The 22,092-nt window shown below is 71.7% G+C and carries 22 protein-coding genes; 13 read left to right on the top strand and 9 right to left on the bottom strand.

Annotation, left to right across the window (positions count from 1 at the left end):
* Positions 1-98 precede the first annotated feature (98 nt).
* Together VXC91_RS01065 and VXC91_RS01060 are read left to right on the top strand one after the other, a co-directional pair.
* Positions 99-245: an SCO1431 family membrane protein gene (locus VXC91_RS01065; RefSeq protein WP_329504397.1), complete on the top strand. Its 147-nt coding sequence runs from the start codon at positions 99-101 to the stop codon at positions 243-245.
* 137 nt (positions 246-382) lie between these two features.
* Positions 383-1,042, top strand: a complete 660-nt coding sequence (locus VXC91_RS01060) for a TetR/AcrR family transcriptional regulator (protein WP_329504513.1) — start codon at positions 383-385, stop codon at positions 1,040-1,042.
* Positions 1,043-1,096: 54 nt separating this feature from the next.
* Here the strand turns inward: VXC91_RS01060 and VXC91_RS01055 are convergent, their stop codons facing one another.
* The gene (locus tag VXC91_RS01055; protein ID WP_329504396.1) at positions 1,097-2,329 is read right to left on the bottom strand and encodes a glycoside hydrolase family 18 protein; all 1,233 of its coding nucleotides are present in this window, start codon (positions 2,327-2,329) and stop codon (positions 1,097-1,099) included.
* 336 nt (positions 2,330-2,665) lie between these two features.
* On the opposite strand from VXC91_RS01055, the gene VXC91_RS01050 reads away from it, so the two are divergent.
* Complete coding sequence (locus VXC91_RS01050) at positions 2,666-3,844, top strand: acyl-CoA dehydrogenase family protein (protein ID WP_329504395.1); 1,179 nt, start codon at positions 2,666-2,668, stop codon at positions 3,842-3,844.
* Here VXC91_RS01050 and VXC91_RS01045 read toward each other — a convergent pair.
* The gene (locus VXC91_RS01045) at positions 3,807-4,070 is read right to left on the bottom strand and encodes a hypothetical protein (protein WP_329504394.1); all 264 of its coding nucleotides are present in this window, start codon (positions 4,068-4,070) and stop codon (positions 3,807-3,809) included. The two genes, VXC91_RS01050 and VXC91_RS01045, sit on opposite strands and share 38 nt — an antisense overlap.
* A 301-nt stretch (positions 4,071-4,371) precedes the next feature.
* Entirely contained in the window at positions 4,372-4,800 is a 429-nt protein-coding gene (locus VXC91_RS01040) for a hypothetical protein (RefSeq protein ID WP_329504392.1), read from the bottom strand.
* 268 nt (positions 4,801-5,068) lie between these two features.
* On the opposite strand from VXC91_RS01040, the gene VXC91_RS01035 reads away from it, so the two are divergent.
* The 4 genes from VXC91_RS01035 (at position 5,069) to fxsA (ending at position 9,278) form a co-directional block, all read left to right on the top strand.
* Complete coding sequence (locus VXC91_RS01035; protein ID WP_329504390.1) at positions 5,069-5,509, top strand: Lrp/AsnC family transcriptional regulator; 441 nt, start codon at positions 5,069-5,071, stop codon at positions 5,507-5,509.
* A 47-nt stretch (positions 5,510-5,556) separates the two neighbouring features.
* On the top strand, positions 5,557-7,173 hold the full coding sequence (locus VXC91_RS01030; RefSeq protein ID WP_329504388.1) for an amidohydrolase: 1,617 nt from the start codon (positions 5,557-5,559) through the stop codon (positions 7,171-7,173).
* 606 nt (positions 7,174-7,779) lie between these two features.
* The gene (locus tag VXC91_RS01025) at positions 7,780-8,574 is read left to right on the top strand and encodes a polyprenol monophosphomannose synthase (protein ID WP_329504386.1); all 795 of its coding nucleotides are present in this window, start codon (positions 7,780-7,782) and stop codon (positions 8,572-8,574) included.
* Between the two features lie 137 nt (positions 8,575-8,711).
* Positions 8,712-9,278: an FxsA family membrane protein gene (gene fxsA / locus VXC91_RS01020; protein ID WP_329504384.1), complete on the top strand. Its 567-nt coding sequence runs from the start codon at positions 8,712-8,714 to the stop codon at positions 9,276-9,278.
* Between the two features lie 152 nt (positions 9,279-9,430).
* On the opposite strand, the gene VXC91_RS01015 is transcribed toward fxsA, so the two are convergent.
* The 4 genes from VXC91_RS01015 to yczE form a co-directional block, all read right to left on the bottom strand.
* The gene (locus VXC91_RS01015) at positions 9,431-9,805 is read right to left on the bottom strand and encodes an RNA polymerase-binding protein RbpA (RefSeq protein ID WP_329504383.1); all 375 of its coding nucleotides are present in this window, start codon (positions 9,803-9,805) and stop codon (positions 9,431-9,433) included.
* Between the two features lie 255 nt (positions 9,806-10,060).
* Complete coding sequence (locus VXC91_RS01010) at positions 10,061-11,407, bottom strand: MFS transporter (protein ID WP_329504381.1); 1,347 nt, start codon at positions 11,405-11,407, stop codon at positions 10,061-10,063.
* A gap of 44 nt (positions 11,408-11,451) precedes the next feature.
* Entirely contained in the window at positions 11,452-12,219 is a 768-nt protein-coding gene (locus tag VXC91_RS01005; RefSeq protein ID WP_329504379.1) for a glycerophosphodiester phosphodiesterase, read from the bottom strand.
* Positions 12,216-12,869: a membrane protein YczE gene (gene yczE, locus VXC91_RS01000; protein WP_329504377.1), complete on the bottom strand. Its 654-nt coding sequence runs from the start codon at positions 12,867-12,869 to the stop codon at positions 12,216-12,218. Before yczE ends, VXC91_RS01005 begins: the two co-directional genes overlap by 4 nt.
* A gap of 112 nt (positions 12,870-12,981) precedes the next feature.
* On the opposite strand from yczE, the gene VXC91_RS00995 reads away from it, so the two are divergent.
* The gene (locus VXC91_RS00995) at positions 12,982-14,481 is read left to right on the top strand and encodes an SCO1417 family PLP biosynthesis transcription factor (RefSeq protein WP_329504376.1); all 1,500 of its coding nucleotides are present in this window, start codon (positions 12,982-12,984) and stop codon (positions 14,479-14,481) included.
* A 57-nt stretch (positions 14,482-14,538) separates the two neighbouring features.
* Here VXC91_RS00995 and VXC91_RS00990 read toward each other — a convergent pair whose 3' ends face one another.
* Both VXC91_RS00990 and VXC91_RS00985 read right to left on the bottom strand, forming a co-directional pair.
* Positions 14,539-16,080 carry a P-loop NTPase family protein gene (locus tag VXC91_RS00990; RefSeq protein WP_329504374.1) on the bottom strand — a complete coding sequence of 514 codons (1,542 nt, stop codon included), beginning with the start codon at positions 16,078-16,080 and terminating at the stop codon, positions 14,539-14,541.
* Between the two features lie 37 nt (positions 16,081-16,117).
* The gene (locus VXC91_RS00985) at positions 16,118-16,312 is read right to left on the bottom strand and encodes a hypothetical protein (RefSeq protein ID WP_329504372.1); all 195 of its coding nucleotides are present in this window, start codon (positions 16,310-16,312) and stop codon (positions 16,118-16,120) included.
* A 337-nt stretch (positions 16,313-16,649) separates the two neighbouring features.
* Between VXC91_RS00985 and VXC91_RS00980 the strand changes: the two genes are divergently transcribed.
* The 5 genes from VXC91_RS00980 to VXC91_RS00960 all read left to right on the top strand — a co-directional run bounded on the left by VXC91_RS00980 (position 16,650) and on the right by VXC91_RS00960 (position 22,088).
* Positions 16,650-17,042, top strand: a complete 393-nt coding sequence (locus VXC91_RS00980) for an ankyrin repeat domain-containing protein (protein WP_329504370.1) — start codon at positions 16,650-16,652, stop codon at positions 17,040-17,042.
* A gap of 301 nt (positions 17,043-17,343) precedes the next feature.
* On the top strand, positions 17,344-18,762 hold the full coding sequence (locus VXC91_RS00975; RefSeq protein WP_329504368.1) for a HEAT repeat domain-containing protein: 1,419 nt from the start codon (positions 17,344-17,346) through the stop codon (positions 18,760-18,762).
* Positions 18,763-18,901: 139 nt separating this feature from the next.
* Positions 18,902-20,029: a glycosyltransferase family 4 protein gene (locus VXC91_RS00970; protein ID WP_329504366.1), complete on the top strand. Its 1,128-nt coding sequence runs from the start codon at positions 18,902-18,904 to the stop codon at positions 20,027-20,029.
* On the top strand, positions 20,026-21,237 hold the full coding sequence (locus VXC91_RS00965; RefSeq protein ID WP_329504364.1) for a glycosyltransferase: 1,212 nt from the start codon (positions 20,026-20,028) through the stop codon (positions 21,235-21,237). The genes VXC91_RS00970 and VXC91_RS00965 overlap by 4 nt, the downstream gene beginning before the upstream one ends.
* Positions 21,234-22,088, top strand: coding sequence for an SGNH/GDSL hydrolase family protein (locus VXC91_RS00960; protein WP_329504362.1), 855 nt, complete (start codon positions 21,234-21,236; stop codon positions 22,086-22,088). The genes VXC91_RS00965 and VXC91_RS00960 overlap by 4 nt, the downstream gene beginning before the upstream one ends.
* Positions 22,089-22,092 lie beyond the last annotated feature (4 nt).

Genomic DNA, 22,092 nt, shown 5'->3' with positions numbered 1-22,092 from the left:
GTGTGACCGAGATCTCCGTCGCACCGGTGCATTCCGGTGGCAAGGTGGACACATCGGTGGGGGGAGTCCACCGCACAGCCCTAGACGAGCGAGATGCCATGACCGCCACCTCAGCCACCACCGCCCGACTCCGCGCCCGCACGGGCGGCCCGAAGGACGACGGACCGAAGATCGTCGAACATGTCGTGGGCTGGGTCCTCGTGGCGGTCCTCGCGATGCTCGTCACGCAGCTCGGTCTGCTGTGACCTGAGCGGCCAGGGTTTTCGGTATCGGCCCGCACTTTCCGAACGGCGTCCCACCTTATCGATCAGAGCCGAACGCGGCCTGGGGTCGTTCTGCAATACTGCAGATGTTCCGCCGGTATTCGGAGGCATGGCCGAAATTGAATATCAGTCAACAGCGAGGTGCCGTACGCCCCCGGGTGCGCGCCACCGATCGCTCGCTGGCGCGCCGCGCCGAACTCATCGCCATCGGGCGGAAGTTGTTCGCCGACACGTCGTACGACGCGTTGTCGATGGACGATATCGCGCGCCATGCCCATGTGGCCAAAGGGCTGATTTATTACTACTTCAAATCGAAGCGCGGCTATTACCTCGCCATTGTCGAGGATGCGGTGGCCGACCTCGTCACCTCCGCGGCAGGCGGCCTGGAACTCCCGGCGGTGGACCGTGTGCACCGCACCGTCGACCGCTATCTGCGGTACGCCGAGCAGCATCAGGCCGCCTATCGCACGATCGTCAGCGGCGGCGTGGGTTTCGACGCCCAGGTGCACGCCATCCGGGACGGAGTGCGCGAGGCGATCGTGGCCACGATCGCCGAGGGGGCGTACGGCCGGCGTGACATCGCCCCGCTGGCACGCATGGGGCTCTTCGCCTGGGTGTGCAGCGTGGAGGGCGCGACGCTGGACTGGATCGCCCGCCCGGAGCTGCCCCGCGACTCCATGCGCAAACTGCTGGTGAAGACGCTCGGCGGTACCCTTCGCGCCATCGAGGAGCTCGAACCTGCGTATGCGGCGCCGCCGCCGGCCCGCCGCGACACCTGACCGCACCATGGGGCAGGAGCCGTCGCGGCTCCCACCCCGGTGCCCTTCGGCCGGTCAGCCGATGGCCTTGATCAGCTCCCCGTTCGCGGTGTCACCGCTCAGCTCCCAGAAGAAGGTGCCTGCGAGGCCCTGCTGTTTCTTGTAGGCCATCTTCGTCGCGATGGTCGACGGGGTGTCGTAACTCCACCAGTTGTTCCCGCACTTGGCGTACGCGGTGCCGCCGACGGCGCCGGTCGCGGGGCACTTGGTCCTGAGCACCTTGTAGTCGTCGATGCCCTGCTCGTATGTGCCCGCCGCCGGGCCCGTGGCCGTGCCGCCCGGCGCCGCCTGGGTGACCCCGGTCCAGCCGCGGCCGTAGAAGCCGATGCCGAGCAGCAGCTTCGAGGCCGGTATGCCGAGACCCGTGAGCTTCGCGATGGTCGCCGAGGTGTGGTAGTTCGCCTTCGGGATGCCGGAATAGGAGTTCAGCGGCGAGTGGGGGGCGGTCGGGCCGGAGGCGTCCCAGGCGCCGAAGTAGTCGTAGGTCATCGGGTTGTACCAGTCGACGTACTGCGCCGCGCCCGCGTAGTCCGCCGCGTCGATCTTCCCGCCGCTCGTGGCGTCGGCCGTGATGGCCGCGGTGACGAGGGCACCGGAGCCGAACTTCGACCGCAGTGCCGCCATCAGGTTCTTGAACGCCTCCCGTCCGCTGGTGTCACAGGTGTTGCCACAGGCGTTCGGATACTCCCAGTCGATGTCGATGCCGTCGAAGAGGCCCGCCCACTTGGAGTTCTTCACCAGGTCGTAGCAGGACTGTGCGAACGCGGCCGGGTTCTCGGCGGCCTCGCCGAAACCGCTCGACCAGGTCCAGCCGCCGAACGACCAGAGGATCTTGAGCTTCGGGTGCTGCTTCTTCAGCTTCAGCAGCTGGTTGAAGTTGCCGCGCAACGGCTGGTCCCAGGTGTCGGCGACGCCGTCCACCGACTCGGCCGCGTTGTAGGCGCGGTCGGTGGCGGCGTAGGAGTCGCCCATCGCACACTTGCCGCCCGTGACGTTGCCGAAGGCGTAGTTGATGTGGGTGAGCCTCGTGGCGGAGCCGGACGTCTCGATGTTCCTGACGAAGTACGAGCGGTCGTACGTGCCCCATTCGGTGAAGTAACCGACGACCTTGGAGCCGGCCGCGGCCGGCCGTGCCGCGGTGGCGGTCGCGGTGCCAGCGCCGGCGAGCAGCCCGGCGCCGAGGACGGCGCAACAGGCGGCGGACACGAGCGCCCGGAAGCGGGCGCTCGAGCGGTGGAGTGTGAGCATCGTGTCTCCTCGTGGGGGAGAGGGGAACGCGCGCTGACCGAACCCGTGCCGATCGGCGTGGGCGCGGTAAAGCAATGGGCCGAACAGTAGGAGGCCTAGACCAGTAGGTCAATGGTTTGGACCAATTTCAGGACTTGCGCTATTCTTTGAGTAAGCGATCGTTAACCGGTGACTCCGTGCCTCCGATCGGGCATACTCACAGCGCCACAGCCGCTGGTCAGCAGCTGCCGAGACCCGGAGCGACGAGCATCGGCGAGGCCCAGTGAGACCCGGCGGAGTCGCCCCACCCAAGGCGCACCTCTCGCCGATGTGCCCGACAGGGAGGAGAGCGTCGCCATGCCCGACCGCGCCCCGCAGCCGGTGGACCGTCAATTGCCCACGGACGAGGCCCGGGACCTGATCTCGCTCGTCCGCGACATCGCGCAGCACGAGATCGCCCCGAAGGCGGCCGCGGAGGAGGACGCAGGACACTTCCCGCGCGAGGTCTTCCGGCTGCTCTCCGAATCCGGGCTGCTCGGCCTGCCCTACGGCTCCGAGTACGGCGGCGGTGACCAGCCGTACGAGGTGTACCTCCAGGTCCTCGAGGAACTCGCCGCGGCCCGCCTCACCGTCGGCCTCGGGGTCAGCGTCCACACCCTGGCCTGCCACGCCCTCGCCCAATACGGCACCAAGCAGCAGCAGGGCGAGTACCTGCCCGCGATGCTCGGCGGCGGTCTGCTGGGCGCGTACTGCCTGTCCGAGGCGACGTCCGGTTCGGATGCGGCGTCCCTGCGGACCAGGGCGGTTCGGGACGAGCGCGGGGGAGAGTGGCAGATCACGGGGACGAAGTCGTGGATCACCCATGGCGGGATCGCCGACTTCTACACCGTGATGACGCGCACCGGCGAGGAGGGCCCCCGCGGGATCACCGCCTTCCTGGTCCCCGGCGATGCCGCCGGTCTGAGCGCTGCGGTGCCCGAGAGGAAGATGGGCATGAAGGGCTCGCCCACGGCGCAGGTCCACTTCGACGGGGTGCGCGTGTCCGACGCCCGGCGCATCGGCGAGGAGGGGCAGGGCTTCGCGATCGCCCTGGCCGCGCTCGACTCCGGGCGGCTCGGCATCGCCGCCTGCGCCATCGGGCTGGCCCAGGCGGCCCTCGACGAGGCAGTCGCGTACGCCTCCGGGCGCCGGCAGTTCGGACGCCCGATCTCGGACTTCGAGGGGCTGCGCTTCATGCTCGCCGACATGGCGACGCAGATCGAGGCCGGCCGGGCGCTGTATCTGTCGGCGGCGCGGCTGCGTGACGCGGGCCGACCGTTCGCCAAGCAGGCGGCCATGGCCAAACTGCACTGCACCGACACCGCGATGAAGGTCACCACCGACGCCGTCCAGGTGCTCGGCGGGTACGGCTACACGGCCGACTTCCCGGCCGAGCGGTACATGCGCGAGGCCAAGGCCCTGCAGATCGTCGAGGGGACGAATCAGATCCAGCGCATGGTCATCGCCCGTCACCTCGCTGGTCCCGAGTCGCGCTGAACGACTCCTGGCCCGCCGCGAGCCGCCTGACGCCGCCCGGGGGCGTCGCGAGCCGCACCCATTCCGGGTCGTGGCGCCCAGGGAGCGTACGTCCGCCGTCGGCCCAGGTCCGCATCAGCGCACGGTAGATGGGCGGATCCTGGGGCTGCGGCGGCGGAGGCGCTCCTATGGGTGCCGGAACGAACACCCGTCGCAGACGCCCGGCCGCCGAATGCGTGGGGGTCATACAAGGAAAACGCCGGGGCCCGCGCCGAGGTCACCTGCCCCGCTAATCGAGAGTGAGTTCGCTGATGGCCCGTACGGGGCGGGTCGCGTCCCACCGGGTGACCTGTCTCGGACACACCTCCCGGCGGCACACCCGGCGTACCGCACGGTGTGCGCCCGGTGGTCGCTGTGCGCCGCCCGTGCCCTCCGCACTCGGGTGAGGCGGCCGACCCGGTCGGCTGATCCTGCACCGGGCGGCCCGCGTGACATGGTGCGGGGCGGTCACCGCCACCCGGCGGCCGCAGCCGGGTGAAGAGTGTGGATCAGGCGGCCTGGTGCCGCAGCGCCGCCATCCGCATCGGGCGCGAGCCCGGGCCGCCGACATGCGAGAACGGCTGCATACGCCAGTCGAGTCCCTGAGGGAGTGTCAACAGCAGTGCCGCGTCCTGCTCCTGGGGCGCAGCGGACTCGTCCGCGGGGCGACCGTCCGACGCCGCGCGGCCCGTGCCCCGGCAGACGGTGAGGCCGAACGGGTTCCAGGGCGAGGCGCACAGCGCGTGCTCGGGCAGGAACTCCTCGTCCGCCAGGAGCGCGATGGGCTGCGCGCAGTCCGGGCAGACGACCCGGTACATCTCGAAGGTGTCGTACGCGTCGAACTCGTCGTCGGCGGATTCGACGCCCTCCGGCTCGGGCTCGACGACCGGCTGCTGCCGCTTGGACGCGGTACGACCAGGGCGCTTCAGACTGTGCATGGGATTCTCCCCCTCGGACTGGGCCGGTACGGCACTGTGGCCTCGACCACAGCAAGCACTTCCCGTCCCGTCACGGCGGTAATCACGAGGACATCACGAAGCCGGTTCACGCACTGTGGCGTTCGTCACATGTCGCCCGCGGGCACCGAGCACGGGGATTCCCGCCCCGCGGACGGGGCGCATGCCGTTCTCGGCAACATCACAAACCGGCCATGACCTGCACCGCTGAGGTATCCGCGGCATCGGGCGCACTGTAGGTTCTAGCGCCATGGAGGAGCTGGACCGACAGATCGTGCAGCTGCTCGTCAAGGACGGGCGGATGAGCTACACCGACCTGGGCAAGGCCACGGGCCTGTCCACGTCGGCCGTGCACCAGCGGGTCCGCCGGCTGGAGCAGCGCGGTGTCATCCGCGGGTACGCCGCGGTCGTCGACCCGGAGGCGATCGGGCTGCCGATGACCGCCTTCATCTCGGTGAAGCCGTTCGACCCCAGCGCCCCCGACGACATCGCCGAGCGTCTCGCCGGAGTCCCGGAGATCGAGGCCTGCCACAGCGTCGCGGGCGAAGAGAGCTACATCCTCAAGGTCCGCGTGGCCACGCCCCACGAGCTGGAGGAACTGCTGGCGCGCCTGCGGACGCTCGCGGGAGTGTCGACGCGCACCACGGTCGTCCTGTCCACGCCGTACGAGGCACGGCCGCCCCGCGTCTGACCCACCTGGGTGCAGGGCGACCGGGGCGAGGCGCGAGACTGTTCCCCATGAACGAGCGCAGCGCCTCGCAGCAGACCGTCCTGTTGCGCCGAGGAGAAGTCCACAGCCCCGCCGACCCCTTCGCGACCGCCATGGTCGTCGAGCGCGGGCAGGTCGCCTGGGTGGGCTCCGAGGGGGCCGCGGACGCCTTCGCGGACGGCGTGGACGAGGTCGTCGACCTGGATGGTGCGCTCGTCACCCCGGCGTTCACCGACGCCCATGTGCACACCACCGCCACGGGCCTCGCGCTCACCGGCCTCGACCTGTCCGGGGCGCCCTCTCTGGCGGCCGCCCTCACCCTCGTCCGTGACTTCGCCGCCGCCAGGCCGGACGACCGCATCCTCCTCGGCCACGGCTGGGACGCGGCCCGCTGGCCCGAGCGCCGGGCTCCCCGGCGGGACGAACTGGACGAGGCCACCGGTGGCCGTCCCCTGTATCTCAGCCGCATCGACGTCCACTCGGCCGTCGTCACCACGGCCCTGCTGGATCTGGCGCCGGGCGTGCGCGGCAAGGCCGGCTTCATCGACGGGGAACCGCTCGCGCGGGACGCCCACCATGTCCTGCGCGCCGCCGCCTACGCGGCGGTCACCACGGCCCAGCGCACCGAGGCCCATCGAGCCGCTCTCGCGCACGCCGCCTCCCTCGGCATCGGTTCGGTCCACGAGTGCGCCGGCCCGGAGATCTCCTCCGAGGACGACTTCACCGGGCTGCTGGGTCTCGCCGCACAGGAACCCGGGCCCCGGGTGGTCGGCTACTGGGCGCAACAGAACGTGGACACGGCACGGCGGCTGGGCGCCGTCGGCGCGGCCGGCGACCTGTTCGTCGACGGTTCCATCGGCTCGCACACGGCCTGCCTGCACGAGCCCTACGCGGACGCCGCCCACACCGGTACCGCGTACCTGGACGCCGCGGCCGTCGCCGCCCATGTCGTCGCGTGCACCGAGTCGGGGCTCCAGGCGGGGTTCCACGCCATCGGCGACGCCGCCGTCGTCGCCGTGGTCGAGGGCATGCGCGCCGCCGCAGAGCAGGTCGGTCTCGCCCGCATTCGAGCCGCCCGCCACCGGGTCGAGCACGCCGAGATGCTCACCCCCGAGACCGTCGCGGCGTTCGCCGAACTCGGCCTGACCGCCTCCGTCCAGCCGGCCTTCGATGCGCTGTGGGGCGGCGACGACGGCATGTACGCGCAGCGGCTCGGCGTCGAGCGGGCCCACACTCTGAATCCCTTTGCGGCGCTGCTGCGCAGCGGCGTCCCGCTCGCCTTCGGCTCCGACAGCCCCGTCACCCCGCTGGATCCGTGGGGCACGGTGCGTGCCGCGGCCTTCCACCGCACCCCTGAGCACCGGGTCTCCGTGCGTGCCGCGTTCACCGCACACACGCGTGGCGGCTGGCGGGCGATCGGACGGGACGACGCCGGGGTGCTGGTACCGGGCGCACCCGCGGACTACGCGGTGTGGCGCACGGACGAGCTGATCGTCCAGGCGCCCGACGACCGGGTCGCCCGCTGGTCCACGGACCCCCGCTCCGGCACCCCTGGCCTGCCCGATCTGTCCCCGGGCACCGACCTCCCGGTCTGCCTGCGCACCGTGGTGGGCGGCCGGACGGTGTTCGTGCGGCCGGGCGAGTGATCTCCCGGGGTGGCGCACCGTCGATCACGCGCCACGGCCCTGCGGCGCGACCTGCGCATCCTCCGCTCTGACCTGGGCGTTGGTGGAATAACCACAGGTCAAACGGCTGTTGACAGCGAGGCGCAGGGGGCCGGTAGGTTCGGCCGGGTCCACCACCGGACGTCCGACCGGAGAACCTCCGCGCAGTCGCCGGAGCGCCGCTGGGTCAGGGATGGTGTGCCGCACCGGCGCACCACCACTGGGAGCCAGGCTCAGCGCCCGCGCCACGGCGAGGGCAACGTTCCGGTCGGTCGGCATGGTGTGATCCGGGTGGGGCCCGGGCGTTCAGTAGACAACGGCTTTCGGTCGACCCGCAGCCAGCGGGTGCCAGGTCGGCCCGAAGGGCGCCGGGCCCCGATCCGCGCCGCGGCTTCGCGAGGGCGCGCACCGGGCCCGTCGGCCCGAGGTCCCCGGCCGTGGCCACGATTCAGCAGGCGCCCGGACGGCGCAGCGATCACTCTTACCTGACTCTTGCGCAATCGACACCGACGCGGGCGCAAGCTGTCATGTCGGCGCAGGCCGGGGCCACTATGGTGGTGCTCTGCGAACGGACATGAAGGGGCAGCAGTGAACGACGGCGACGGGACCCTCGCGGCAGGAGCCCAGGGGAGGCAGTTCGGCCCGCTCGGCACCGCCTTGGTGATCATTCCGACCTACAACGAGGCGGAGAACATCAAGACGATCGTCGGTCGGGTGCGGTCGGCCGTGCCCGAGGCGCATGTCCTTGTGGCCGACGACAACAGCCCCGACGGCACGGGCAAGCTCGCTGACGAGCTGGCGGCCGAGGACGACCATGTCCAGGTGCTGCACCGTAAGGGCAAGGAAGGCCTGGGTGCCGCGTATCTCGCTGGCTTCCGATGGGGCATGGAGCACGGCTACGGCGTCCTGATCGAGATGGACGCCGACGGCTCCCACCAGCCGGAGGAACTGCCGCGCCTGCTGACTGCGCTCAAGGGCGCCGACCTCGTGCTCGGCTCCCGCTGGGTGCCGGGCGGTCGGGTGGTGAACTGGCCCAAGAGCCGCGAGTTCATCTCCCGGGGCGGCAGCCTCTACTCACGCTTCGCCCTGGACCTGCCGCTGCGCGACATCACCGGCGGTTACCGCGCCTTCCGCCGCGAGACCCTCGAAGGGCTCGGACTGGACGAGGTGGCCTCGCAGGGGTACTGCTTCCAGGTCGACCTGGCCCGGCGCGCCGTCAAGGCGGGCTACCGCGTGGTGGAGGTGCCGATCACCTTCGTCGAGCGGGAGCTGGGCGACTCCAAGATGAGCCGCGACATCCTCGTCGAGGCGCTGTGGCGGGTCTCGGCATGGGGTGTGGGCGACCGCGTCGCCAAGCTGACCGGCCGCGGCAAGCCGTCGTAGCGGTCGGCCCGGACCTCACGTCAATCCGGGCGGCTTTCTGTCGTCGCTCGTAGGGGTTCACGGTCGGCCTGCCGGGTTGACGATCGGTGATCAACCCCCTTATCCCGCATTGAGCCGGCTTTGGGCACACTGGGACCATGACGACTGGCGTACCCGCTTCCTCTCACCCCGCCTCCCGGCCACGGCGTTCCCGGCTGCGCAGATTCCTGCCGCTGGGTGTCGCCGCATGGCTGGTGCTGGAGATCTGGCTGCTCACGCTGGTGGCGGACGCGGCCGGCGGGCTCACGGTGTTCCTGCTGCTGGTGGCCGGCTTCGTGCTCGGCTCCGTGGTCGTCAAGCGGGCGGGGCGCCGGGCGTTCCGCAGTCTCAGTGAGACGCTCCAGGCGCGGCCGTCCGGCGAGGCGCGCACGGGCGGGAGCGGGAACGGGCTGATGATGCTCGGTGGTCTGCTCCTCATGCTGCCGGGCCTGATCTCCGACGCGGTGGGGCTGCTGCTGCTGATTCCGCCGGTCCAGCAGGCGGTGAGCCGTTCCGCCGGACGCACCATCGACCGCAAGCTGCGCGAGGCTACCCCCGGCAGCCTCGGGGACGCCGTCCGGCAGGCTCGTATTCACCGTCCCGACGGAAAGGTCGTCCAGGGTGAGGTCATCAGGGACGAGCCGTCACACGCGCCCCAGGAGCCGCGCCCGCCTCTGAACCGCTGAGTCAATCCGGGCTCGCACGGCAGACGGAGAGCGCTACCCGTCCCGGGCTCGCACGGCAGACCTCGCACGGCAGACAGAGAGCGCCGCACGTCCTGGCGTACGGCGCCCACTGATGACCCGCGTGTGTTGTGTCCCGCTGGACCGCGCAGGGACTATGCGGACTTGCGGCTGTCCCGCGGATGGATCGCGATGTTCATCGCGCCGGAGCGGAGGACGGCCAGGCGCTCCTCGAGGACCTCTTCGAGTTCCTCACGGGTGCGTCGCTCCATCAGCATGTCCCAGTGCGTACGCGCCGGCTTGGCCTTCTTCTCTTCCGGGCCTTCGCCGTCCACGAGGAGTGCCGGGGTCCCACAGACCTTGCACTCCCACTCCGGCGGGATCTCCGCCTCGACCGAGAAGGGCATCTCGAAGCGGTGCCCCTTCTCGCATGCGTACTCCACGGCCTGGCGCGGGGCCAAGTCGATGCCGCGGTCCGTCTCGTAGCTGGTCACCACGAGGCGCGTGCCGCGAAGAGCTCGCTCACTCATGAATCGTGCCTCCCGGGCTTGTCGCCCACAGGACAGGTGTCGCTGTCGTCGTCATCCGGTCAACGTCCGGTCGGCGGTAAAGATTCCCGTTCCGGGTCATGCGTCGCCGTCGTAGCCGCCCCTTGTTGTACCCACCGGCGCCCGGTTTGTCACATCTGCCAGCAGATGTCACCCGGTGTTTCGTCCCCTTTGACGCGCAGTAACGGTACGCCTGGCAGGCCAAACGCGTACACTACCGCCCTTTGTCGTCAGGTGCTAAATCCTCTCGGGTACCGGATTGCCCGCGTCGCGCACCGCCTGCCACACCGGGACCCGGGCCAGCAGCACGAATCCGATGAGGAAGAACGCCACCAGGGAGATGATCGCGTCCCGATAGCTTCCGGTCAGCTGGTAGGTGAGCCCGAACAGCAGCGGTCCCAGCCAGCTCATGCCGCGGTCGCTCATCTCGTAAGCCGAGAAGTACTCGGCCTCCTTGCCGGGTGGCACCAGATGGGAGAAGAGGGACCGGGAAAGGGCCTGGCTGCCGCCGAGGACCAGGCCGATGCAGGCCGCCAGGACGAAGAACCAGACCGGCGCCCCCGCGGGCAGGAAGTAGCCGGCGCCGAGCGTCACGGTCCAGGCCACGAGCGAGCCGAGGATGGTGCGCTTGGCCCCGTACCTCCGGGCCAGCCGCCCCATCCCCAGGGCGCCGCCCACCGCCAGTACCTGCACCAGCAGCACGGCGGCGATGAGCGTCGACTGGCTCAGACCCAGCTCCTCGGAGCCGTACACCGACGCCTGGGAGATCACCGTCTGGATGCCGTCGTTGTAGATGAGGTACGCCAGCAGGAAGGCGAGGGTGAGCGGTTTGCCGCGCATGTCCCGGATGGTGGCCGCCAACTGCCGCCAGCCGTGCACCGCGGGCGCCGTGGACGCCGTACGGCGGTCCCGCAGCCGCCTGAGCGGTACCAGCGTGAAGGCGCCCCACCATATGCCCGCGGAGGCCAGGCAGATGCGGACCGCGGTGGACTCCGAGACGCCGAAGCTGTCGTGGGCCGTGAACAGGACCAGGTTCGCGACCAGGACCAGGGAGCCGGCCGCGTAGCCGAAGGCCCAACCGCGCGAGGAGACCGCGTCGCGCTCCCCGGGAAGCGCGACCTGCGGCAGATAGGAGTTGTAGATGACCATCGAGACGGCCACCGACGCGTTCGCGACGACGAGGAGGAGACCGCCGAGCAGATAGCGGTCCCCGTCCAGGAAGAACATCCCCGTGGTGGCCGCGGCGCCCAGATAGGCGGAGAGGCCGAGCAGCGGCTTCTTGCGCCCGCTACGGTCGGCCGCCGCGCCCGCGAGCGGCATGACGAGGATCGCCAGAACGACCGAGGCGGAGACGGAGTAGGCGAAGAACGAGCCCGCGCGGACCGGGACGCCCAGCGGGTGGACATAACCGTCCGCGTCAGCCGCCGACTTGGCCACCGAGGTGAGATAGGGGCCGAGGAACACGGTCAGCACGCTCGTCGAGTAGACGGAGCACGCCCAGTCGTAGAAGTACCAGCCGCGCTGTTCGCGCCGCCGTCCGGCGGGTTCGTCGGTCGCCACTGCCCGCACGGTGTCGCTGCCCACCCGTGCCCTCGCTTCCCCGTGGAACGTGATCGCGCGCGGGGCGTTCAGACCCAGGTGCCCCGGTCCTCGAGGACCTTGCGCAGTGTGTCGATGTGATCGGTGATGATGCCATCAACTCCCAAGTCCAGGAGTCGGTGCATACGATCGGGTTCGTTGATCGTCCACACGTGCACCTGCAGCCCTCGCGCATGGGCGGTGCGCACGAAGCGGCGGTCGACCACGGGGATGCCCCACTGGGACTCCGGGACCTGAGCGGCGACCGCCGAGCGGCGCAGCCCCGCCGGTATGCCCCAGGAGCGCAGCCGCAGGCCCAGCACGCCGCGGGTGCCGTACGACGTCGCAAGGCGCGGCCCTGCCAGGCGCTGGGCGCGCACGACGCGCGCCTCGGAGAAGGAGCCGACGCAGATCCGGTCCCAGCAGTCGGTGCGCTCGATCAGCTCGAGAAGGGGCCGCAGGGCGGGCTCCGCCTTGACGTCGACGTTCCAGCGCACGTCGGGCAACTCCTCGAGCAGGTCCTCGAAGAGGGGCACCGGCTCGCTGCCCGCCACGCGTGCGTGCCGTACGTCGTCCCAGGGCAGGTCGGCGATCCGCCCGGCCCCGTCCGTCACCCGGTCGAGGGTCGCGTCGTGGAACGCCACCAGCTTTCCGTCGGCTGTGGCGTGCACGTCCGTCTCGATGTAGCGGTAGCCCGCCGCCACGGCGCGCCGGAACTGGGTCAGGGTGTTCTCCAGGCCGTCCGCGACCCCGCCCCGGTGGGCGAAGGGGATGGGGCCGGGATGGTCGAGGTAGGGGTGGCGTATCAGGGTCGTCACCGTGGCAGTATCGCTCCTTCCGGTTGCCCGGTGGCAACGACCGAGCTGCGCTGCGATGCCGAGGGGACGGCGAACACGCGCAGGAAGAGCTGGGCGAGCGGACCGATGGACAGCGCGTACAGCACGGTCCCGACTCCGACGGTGCCCCCGAGGGCGAACCCGGTCGCGACGACAGCGACCTCCACCGCCGTGCGGATCAGCCGGATCGAACGGCCTGTGCGCCGGTGCAGTCCGGTCATCAGCCCGTCGCGCGGACCCGGGCCGAAGTTCGCCGCGATGTAGAGGCCGGTCGCCGCGCCGTTGAGCACGATGCCCGCGAGGAGAAGGGGAAGCCGTACGGTCAGGGCACGTACGTCGGGAAGTACGGCCAAGGTGGCGTCCATGGCGAAACCGATCACGAGGACGTTGGAGACGGTGCCGAGACCGGGGCGCTGGCGCAGGGGGATCCACAGCAGCAGGACGGCGGCGCCCACGATGGTCAGTACCACACCCATGCTGAGCCCCGTCAGCTTGGCGAGGCCCTGGTGGAGGACGTTCCACGGCGCGAGGCCGAGGCCCGCCTCGACGAGGAGAGCGGAGCTCGCGCCGTACAGCGCGAGGCCCCCGTACAACTGGATCAGCCGCCGTCCGAGCCGGTTCCTCGTGGACATGCCAGTAAACAAAACGAACCCCCCTGTGGTGGCCGTGGCCTTTTGCATGACACTCTGTGGCTTGGAAAGACAAGCCATCCATGGCCAATTCCGGGAAGGTGGACTGGGGCTTATGGCGCAGTGGACCTCGGCGGTGGGTGCGGCGCAGCTCGCCCGGCTGCTCAACTCCCAGCAGGACCGTCCCGCAGGCCCCGGCACCCGCCGCCCGCCCGCCTATCGCGCGCTCGCCGACGGCATCCGGCTGCTCGTGCTGGAGGGCCGTGTGCCGGTCGCGGCCCGGCTGCCCGCCGAGCGGGAACTGGCGCTCGCCCTCTCCGTGAGCCGTACGACGGTCGCGGCCGCGTACGAGGCGCTGCGCGCCGAGGGATTCCTGGAGTCCCGACGTGGAGCCGGCAGCTGGACCGCCGTGCCCGCCGGCAACCCGCTTCCGGCGCGCGGGCTCGAACCGCTGCCGCCGGAGGCGCTGGGCTCGATGATCGACCTCGGCTGCGCTGCCCTGCCGGCACCCGAGCCGTGGCTCACCCGCGCGGTCCAGGGGGCCCTGGAGGAGCTGCCCCCGTACGCGCACACACACGGCGACTACCCGGCGGGCCTGCCCGCGCTGCGCTCCATGCTCGCCGAGCGCTACACCGCACGCGGCATCCCGACCATGCCGGAGCAGATCATGGTGACCACGGGCGCCATGGGCGCCATGGACGCGATCTGCCACCTCTTCGCCGGCCGTGGCGAACGCATCGCGGTCGAGTCCCCGTCGTACGCCAACATCCTCCAGCTGATGCGGGAGGCGGGCGCCCGTCTGGTCCCCGTGGCCATGGCCGAGGGGCTCGGCGGCTGGGACCTGGACCGCTGGCGCCAGGTGCTGCGGGAGGCCGCGCCCCGGCTCGCCTACGTGGTCGCGGACTTCCACAACCCGACGGGTGCGCTGGCCGACGAGGACCAGCGCCGCCGACTGGTGGAGGCGGCCCGCTCCGCCGGGACGGTCCTGGTCGTCGACGAGACGATGAGCGAGCTGTACCTCGAGGACGACCTGGAGATGCCGCGACCGGTGTGCGTCTTCGACCCGGCGGGCTCGTCCGTGATCACCGTGGGGTCGGCGAGCAAGGCGTTCTGGGCGGGCATGCGCATCGGCTGGGTGCGTGCCGCCCCCGATGTGATCCGCAGCCTGGTCGCCGCCCGCGCCTATGCGGACCTGGGCACGCCGGTGCTGGAGCAGCTCGCCGTGAATTGGCTGCTCAGCACCGGCGGCTGGGAGCAGGCGGTGGAACTGCGGCGCGGGCAGGCCCGGGAGAACCGGGACGCCCTGGTCGCCGCGGTGCGCACGCAGCTGCCGTCCTGGGAGTTCACGGTGCCGCACGGCGGCCTCACGTTGTGGGTGCGCACGGGCGGTCTGTCCGGGTCCCGTCTCGCGGAGGCCGGTGAGCGGGTCGGCGTCAGGGTGCCGTCGGGACCGCGCTTCGGCGTGGACGGTGCGTTCGAGGGGTACGTGCGGCTGCCGTTCACGGTGGGCGGTGCCGTGGCGGAGGAGGCGGCGGTGCGCCTCGCGGCGGCGGCCCGCCTGGTGGAGTCCGGGGCGTCGGGACCGGCGGAGGCACCGCGCACCTTCGTCGCCTGAGCGGCCGCTGATGCGACGGCACCGTCGGGCGCCGGCCTTCCGGGCCCCGGTGTCGGATCAGCCCTCCGCCGCGACCGCTCCCGCCACCGAGCTGCTCCGCCGAGGCAGCAGCCCGAGGACCGCCTGCCGGTGACGTTCACTGGTGGCGTCGTCGTACGGGTCCGGAGTGGCCGGCACCTGGAGGCGGTGGACCGGGCCGGTGCCCAGGCGGGCGTAGCCGCGGCCCGGCGGAACGTCCTTGGTGGGCGTGGTGTGCGGAGGCACACCGAGTACCGCCTCGAGCTCCTCGGGGGCCGCTGAGCCCAGCACCACGCGGGCACGGGTGTGCTGGCGGACCGGGTCGGAAAGACCGTCGAGCCCGTCGAACTGCTCGGCGACCACCACGGTGACGTTCGCGGCCCGGCCGTGCCGCAGGGGCACCTGGAGCAGCGCCTGCGGATCCCTGCCTCCGTCCGCCGCCGCGAGATGCCCCAGCATGCTCGACCGGTCCAGCAGGATCCACAGCGGGCGCCTGATGTCGTCGGGCGGGGGGTGCCCGGTCTGCCGGGCCCGGTTCGCAGAGATCAGGCGTCGCTCCGTCTCATGGGTCGCCCACTCGAGACTCGCCACCGCCCCGGCGAGCCCGGACTCGATCGCGAGCACGCCGTCCCGGCCCGTCAGGCACGCGTACTCGCCGGTGCCGGCGCCCTCGACGATCAGGATGTCCCCGTACTGCAGTGCCTGGAGAGCGATCGAGCGCAGCAGCGTCGTCGTACCGCTGCCGGGCCCACCGACGATCAGCAGATGTGGCTCGGTGGAGCGGGGACCCGTGCGCCACACCACCGGAGGGACGTCGCGCTGCTCCTCGCCCTGGGTGAGGGGGAGCGTGCGCTGGACGCCGGTGGGGTCGGTGAAGCCGAGGACCGTCTCGCCGGGCGCGGTCACGAAGCGCTGCGCGGCGATGTCGGTGGGCAGGGGCGGCAGGACGGTCACCGTCAGCTCGTTGCCCTCCTCGTCCCACTGGAAGTGGTACTCGCGGCCCCGCCCCGACTTCGCGTGCACGAGCTGCTCGATCCGTGCACGCGACTCGGCCTCGCCGTCCGTGAAGTAGGCGGGGTAGCGGATTCGGAGGCACGAGATGCGGCCGGTCTCGTCGAACTCGAACGAGGACAGCGTCTGCGTCCAGTCCCCGCCGGGTGCGTACAGCGGAGCCGGGTCGTCGGTCACCGAGAAGTACGGCACCAGCGCCTCGTACAGCGACCGCAGACGCGCGGTCTGGGCGTCGTTCGGGCCCGTCGGCTGCGCCGGCCGGCGGTCGCGGCCCTGCCACCCCGCCGCCGCCATGAGGGCGATGCCGGCGAGCAGGGGCCCGTACGGCACCAGGGCCACGACCAGGATCACCGAGGCGGTCAGGAAGAGGAGCGGTCCCCGCCGGTCCTTCGGCGTCTCCGTCCACTTGCGCCGCCCGGCCAGGGCCAGCCGGCGCAGACCGCGCGAGATCGTGATCAGCGGGTGGAGGACGTCGGTGGCGCCGCCCGCCGCCGTCCGGGCCAGCTCCCGGCCGCGGGTGATCTGTGCGCTGCCGTTGCTCAGAATGCGAGGGAGGGGGCGCCGGGCCACTACTTGCTCCTCGGGTGCGTGCGGAGGGCGGGCGGGATCAGAAATTGAGCCCGCCCAGGAGGCTCGCGAGGCTCGCGCCTCCGGCCTTGATGCTCGGAGCCACGGCGGTGCTCGAGAGGTAGAAGCCGAAGAGCCCGCAGACCGTGGCGTGGGAGCCCTTCAGGCCGTGGTTGCGGCAGAACAGGAAGACGACGGTGCCGAGCACCACAACGCCCGAGATGTTGAGGATCATTTGCTCTCTCCTGGTTCACGGGGACAGTCACCATGAGTTCTTCCAGGCTCACAGAATGTATCCATAGGACAAAAGCTGCAACCGAGTGAAATTGCGTGGATTTCACCCAGCTGGCGGCGGTGTCCTGCGCACTCCGGGCATGTCCGTTGCGCTCACCGGGCACTGTCGTGATCTTTGCCTCGTGCGGCGCCCGCCGTGTGCCGCCGAAGCCAGTACGCTGGCGATTCACCCGTACGGCGTCATCGCTCGCCGCCGTACAAGCCGCGTGCGACCCTCCCGCTCGCCGTCGTACGCTCCCGCAGTCTTTTAGCAGTCGTAATGAGAGGCGGTCCGGCCCATGAGTGACGCCCCCGACCCCGAGGTCGTGGAGCTGGCGACCAAGATCTTCGATCTGGCGCGCCGAGGTGAGACCGAGGCTCTCGTGGCGTACGTCGACGCGGGTGTTCCGGCCAACCTCACCAACGACCGCGGTGACTCCCTCGTGATGCTCGCCGCCTACCACGGCCACGCCGATGCCGTCCGCGCCCTGCTGGAACGCGGCGCGGAGGCCGACCGGGTCAACGACCGGGGCCAGACCCCGCTCGCCGGGGCGGTCTTCAAGGGTGAGGTGGAGGTCATCCGGGCCCTGCTGGACGGGGGCGCCGATCCGGCCGTCGGCACCCCCTCGGCCGTCGACACCGCCCGGATGTTCGGCAAGAGTGACCTGCTCGAACTGTTCGGCGAACCCTGATCCACATGCTTTGACCAGCGAAGACGACGAAAACGGGGGAGGCGGTACGGGGCCGCCCGAAATAAGGTCGCGGCAGCGCGAGACGCCGAGTCATCATGACGTCGTGGTTCACGGACGCGATGGCTGGGCAGGTGTTGCCGCGCCGCGCGGACCGTGATGCGGTCCGCATGGGCCACCGACGAGAGGCAGAGGAAGATGGTCTACAGCAAGCAAGCGACGGCGGGCGCCCCGACGTGTTGTCACGCGGCCAGGTAGTGCGTGTGTCCCGGTTGCGTCGACGCTTGATGTGAGGCTGTTTCCCATGTTCGAACCGGTCATAGCGCCCAGCGGTACCCTGCTCGGCCTCCTCCAGAGAGGCCGTGGCGACGGCACGCTGCATGCGCTCACCGCACCGCGCTCCGAGGCGCTCGCGGCTCTCAACCACTGCGTGCTGCGCGATCCTCGCCACGACTGGCAGGTGGAGAACCGCTCCCTCTACTACGCCCGGCTCTACCTCGATCTGAACGGTGAGCTGGACGACATCGAGGCGCACCTCTTCAGCGCCGAGGACGTCCTGGACACCGACGATTGCCGCACGGGGCTCGCCCTCGCGGTGCTCGGGCACCTTGCGTCGTACGGCAGGCGCGACGCGCTGGAGTTGCTGCGCAGGTACGCGGCCTCGGGCTCCAACTGGGCCTGGGCCCTGGACGAACTGGCGCTGCGTGACGACGACGCGGGGCTGCGGGCCCTGGCCGCTCCCGTTCTGGCCCGTTTCCCGGCCGATGCCGAGGGCGAGGCCGAACTCGCCGCCGCGGTCCGGGACGCCTTCGAACCACGGCCCTGGCGGCTGTGGGCCGACGATCCGCGCCCGTCCGTCGCCACGCGTGTGCGCGCCGCGCAGGAGGCGGGCTGCTTCGACCGCTGGCAGCGGCAGATGCGCTCGCAGGGCCCGCGGCCGGGGTGGAGCGTGCAGGCCGTCTTCGACTGGGCCCAGCAGGGCGTCGACCGCGGTGCCGTGCTCCATGTGCCCGCCGCCCGCTGCCTCACCGCCGTCGCCGGCCCCGAGGACCGGCCGGAAATCGTCGAGGCCGCCCGCTCCGGCGGTGACGGGGCCCGGTGTACCGCCCTGCGCTACCTCGCCGACAGCAACGACACCGAGGCCCTCGACCTGATCGAGGCCGCCGTGTCCTCCGGGTCAGCGCTCGTCGTCGACGCAGCCGTGGCTGCCTTCGAACGCATGCGCAGTGTCGCCGCCGTCGACCGGGCGCGCGGCTGGGCCCGCCGGCCCGACGCCCTGGGCGCGGCCGCCGCGCGCATGCTCGCCTGCCGTGGCGGCGCACAGGACAGCGACCTGGTGCTCACGGCGCTGCGCGAGGGGGTACGGGGCGAGGGCCCCGACGCGCCGACCCTGTGGCCCCTCGTCGACGGCGCCGGTCGGCTCGGCATCGCCGGCGCCGCACCGGTACTGCGCCACATCTATCGCGAAACCGCCTCATCCCATCTCCGCGGACGGGCCGCCCGCGCCCTGGCCGCCACCGATCCCTCCTTCCCCGCGGGATTCGCCGTCGAATGCCTCTGGGACTGTGAGGAGTCCACCCGCGAGATCGCCGCACGGCACGCCGAGACCGGGGACGCGCGCGTCGTCGAGCGGCTCCGTCGACTCGCCGCGGATCCGGCCGAGGAGGCCGAAGTTCAGACAGCCGTACGAAGTCGTATCGGCCCGGACATGCCAACCGTATGAACGTTCGGTGACGCGGCGGTCAGCAGTGTATGGACGAGGGCTGACCTGCCCGGCCGCGCAGCCCAACGCTCACAGGACGTTCCCCCTCCGGAAAGATCGACGTTGACGAGGCCACGTCCAGCGGGGCGAGAACACGGGTATGCGTGTCGTCATCGTGACCGAATCCTTTCCCCCCGATGTGAACGGCGTGGCCCACTGCGCGCTCCAGACCGTCCGGCACCTCGTCGATCGCGGTCACGTTCCCCTCGTCGTCGCCCCGGCCACCGCCGCCGGGGCCGGGCCCGACGCCCTCGCGCCGTGCCCCGTCGTCCGTATCCCCTCCATTCCGCTCCCGGGCTACCCCCAGGTGCGCGTCGCTCTCCCCAGCCGACGCGTCGCCGCGGCCATCACCGAACACCGCGCCGACATCGTGCACCTGGCCAGCCCCTTCATCCTCGGCGTCCGGGGCATGGCGGCCGCCGCCCGCCTGCGCATCCCGGCCGTCGCCATCTACCAGACCGACCTGGCCGGCTACGCCCGCACCTACATGGGCGCGGGCGAGGCCGCGGCCTGGCGGCGCATCCGCTCCGTGCACGCCGCCGCCGACCGCACGCTCGCACCGTCCAGCGCCGCCCAGCGCGACCTGGAGGCGCACGGCGTGCCGCGGGTCCAGTTGTGGCCACGCGGCGTCGACACCGTCCGCTTCCGCCCGGACCTGCGGGACGAGGCGCTGCGCCGGGAACTCGCCCCGAACGGCGAAGTGATCGTCGGCTACGTCGGCCGGCTGGCCCCCGAGAAGCATGTCGAGCTCCTCGCCGGTGCCTGCGGACTCGAGGGCGTTCGGGTCGTCGTCGTGGGGGACGGGCCGAGCGAGACCACCCTCCGGTGCGCCCTGCCCGGGGCGGCCTTCCTGGGGCGCCGCACCGGCGACGAGCTCGCCCGGATCTTCGCCTCGCTGGACGTCTTCGTGCACACCGGCCCGTTCGAGACGTTCTGTCAGACCGTTCAGGAGGCCATGGCCAGCGGTGTGCCGGTCGTCGCGCCCGCCGCCGGCGGACCGCTCGATCTGGTGGCCCACGGCCAGACCGGACTGCTCGTCCCGCCCGGTGACACGGCCGCCTTCCGGGACGCGGTGCGGTCGCTGGTCGTGGATCACGGGCTGCGGGCCGAGTACGGGGCCGCCGCACGCGCCCTCGTCGAGGGCCGCACCTGGGCGGCCGTCGGCGATCAGCTCATCGGTCACTACGCGGACGTGCTCGCCGCGCGCAGGACGGCGGTGGCGGCATGAGCTTCGCCACCGAGCGCGTCGGCGGCGGACTGCGGATCGTGCGGCTCGCCAACTTCGTGGCGCCCTCCTCCGGCGGTCTGCGCACGGCCCTGCGCGAGCTGGGCAAGGGCTTCAAGGAAGCGGGCCACGACCCGGTGCTCATCGTGCCCGGGGAGCGCCACACCGACCGGGAGACCGAGCAGGGCAGGGTCATCACCCTGCCCGGGCCCCTCCTGCCCGGTACCGGTGGCTACCGGGTCCTCACGGACAAGCGGCGTGTCGCCGCCCTCCTGCAGCGACTGGACCCCGACCGCCTGGAGGTCTCCGACCGGACGACGCTGCGCTGGACGGGGAAGTGGGCGCGGCGCGCCCGGATTCCCGCCGTGATGGTCTCCCACGAGACGGCCGACGGCGTGCTGCGCACCTGGGGCCTGTCCGAGAACCTCTCGCGGCGCGCCGCCGACGCCCTCAACATCCGTACGGCACACACCTACGCGCGCGTGGTGTGCACCACCGAGTTCGCCGAGCGCGAGTTCGTGCGGATCGGGGCCCGCAACGTCGTACGGGCCCCACTGGGCGTCGACCTGGAGCAGCGGCACCCCGCCCTGATGGACGCCGGGCTGCGCGACCGGTACGCGCGCGCGGACGAGACGTTGCTCGTGATGTGCTCCCGCCTCTCCGTGGAGAAACGGCCCGGCACGGCACTGGACGCCTTGGAGGCACTGCTGCGGCGCGGACGGCGGGTGGTCCTGGTGATCGCGGGGGACGGGCCGCTGCGGGCCCGGCTCGAACAGCGGGCGGCCGAGCGGCGTCTGCCGGTCACCTTCCTCGGTCATGTGGGCGACCGGGACCTGCTCGGTGCCCTGCAGGCCACGGCCGATGTGTGCCTGGCCCCCGGGCCCGCCGAGACCTTCGGGCTCGCCGCCCTGGAGGCGATGGCGTGCGGAACTCCCGTGGTGGCCAGCGCCCTCTCGGCGCTGCCCGAGGTCATAGGCTCCGCCGGGGCCACCGCGATGAACACCGGCGACGCCTTCGCCGACGCGATCGACCTGCTCATGGAGCGGTCCGAGTGCGAACGCCGGGAGGCGGCACGCGCGCGCGCCGAGTGCTTCGGGTGGAAGACGGCGGTCGACGCGTTCCTCGCGGCACACGACGCACAGCTGTCCGTCACGCCGACGACGGCCGCCGACGACCGCCTGTGGGACGGCGCCCGGGAGGGTGTCGCATGAGACCCCTGCGGTTCGTCACACTCGGCGACTCACTGACGGAAGGCGTGGGTGACCCCGTCGGGGACTCCTGGCGGGGGTGGGCCGCGCTCCTCGCCGAGGGGCTCGCGCCCGTGGAAGCCCCGGCGGAGTTCACCAACCTCTCCTTCAGCGGCGCACAGACCCGGGACGTCCTCGAACGGCAGACCCCGGATGCGCTCGACCTGGATCCGGACGTCGTCTCCGTCGTGATCGGTGTGAACGACACGCTGCGCTACACCTTCGACATCCACGCCGTCGCCGCGCGACTCGACAAGGTCTACGCGGCCTTCAGGGCCCAGGGGGCGGTGCTGCTCACGGCCTGTCTGCCCGACCCGGGGTCCATGCTCCGGCTGCCCGGGGCGCTGGCACGTCCGCTGGCCCGACGGCAGCGGGCCGTGAACGCGGTCGTGCACGCGCTGTCCGAGCGCTACGGGGCGGTGCATCTGCACGCCGAGGGCGGGGACTGGATCACCGACCGGTCCATGTGGAGTGCGGACCGGCTGCACCCGGGGGAGCGCGGGCACCGGCAACTCGCCCTGCGCTTCCACGCGCTGCTCGCCGAGGGGGGCGTCGCGACGGGCAGCGCGCCCGCGGCCGAGCCCGAGTTCCCCCCGCCCACCCGCTCGGCCAGCCTGTGGTGGCTCGCCACCGCCGGAACGGGCTGGGTGGCGAGGCGGTGCACCGATCTGCTGCCGCAGCTGCTCACCCTCGCCGCCGCCGAGGTGCGCCACAAGGCGAGGGGGACCAGCGCCCGGCTGGACCTGAGCGCCTCGCACGCGGTGGCGTCCGCGCTGGCCGCGCTGTCGGTGGCCGAACAGCCGGACATGGCGTGAACCG

Source organism: Streptomyces chiangmaiensis (assembly GCF_036281785.1).
Lineage (GTDB): Bacteria > Actinomycetota > Actinomycetes > Streptomycetales > Streptomycetaceae > Streptomyces > Streptomyces chiangmaiensis.
This window is presented reverse-complemented; position numbering and strand designations above follow the sequence as displayed.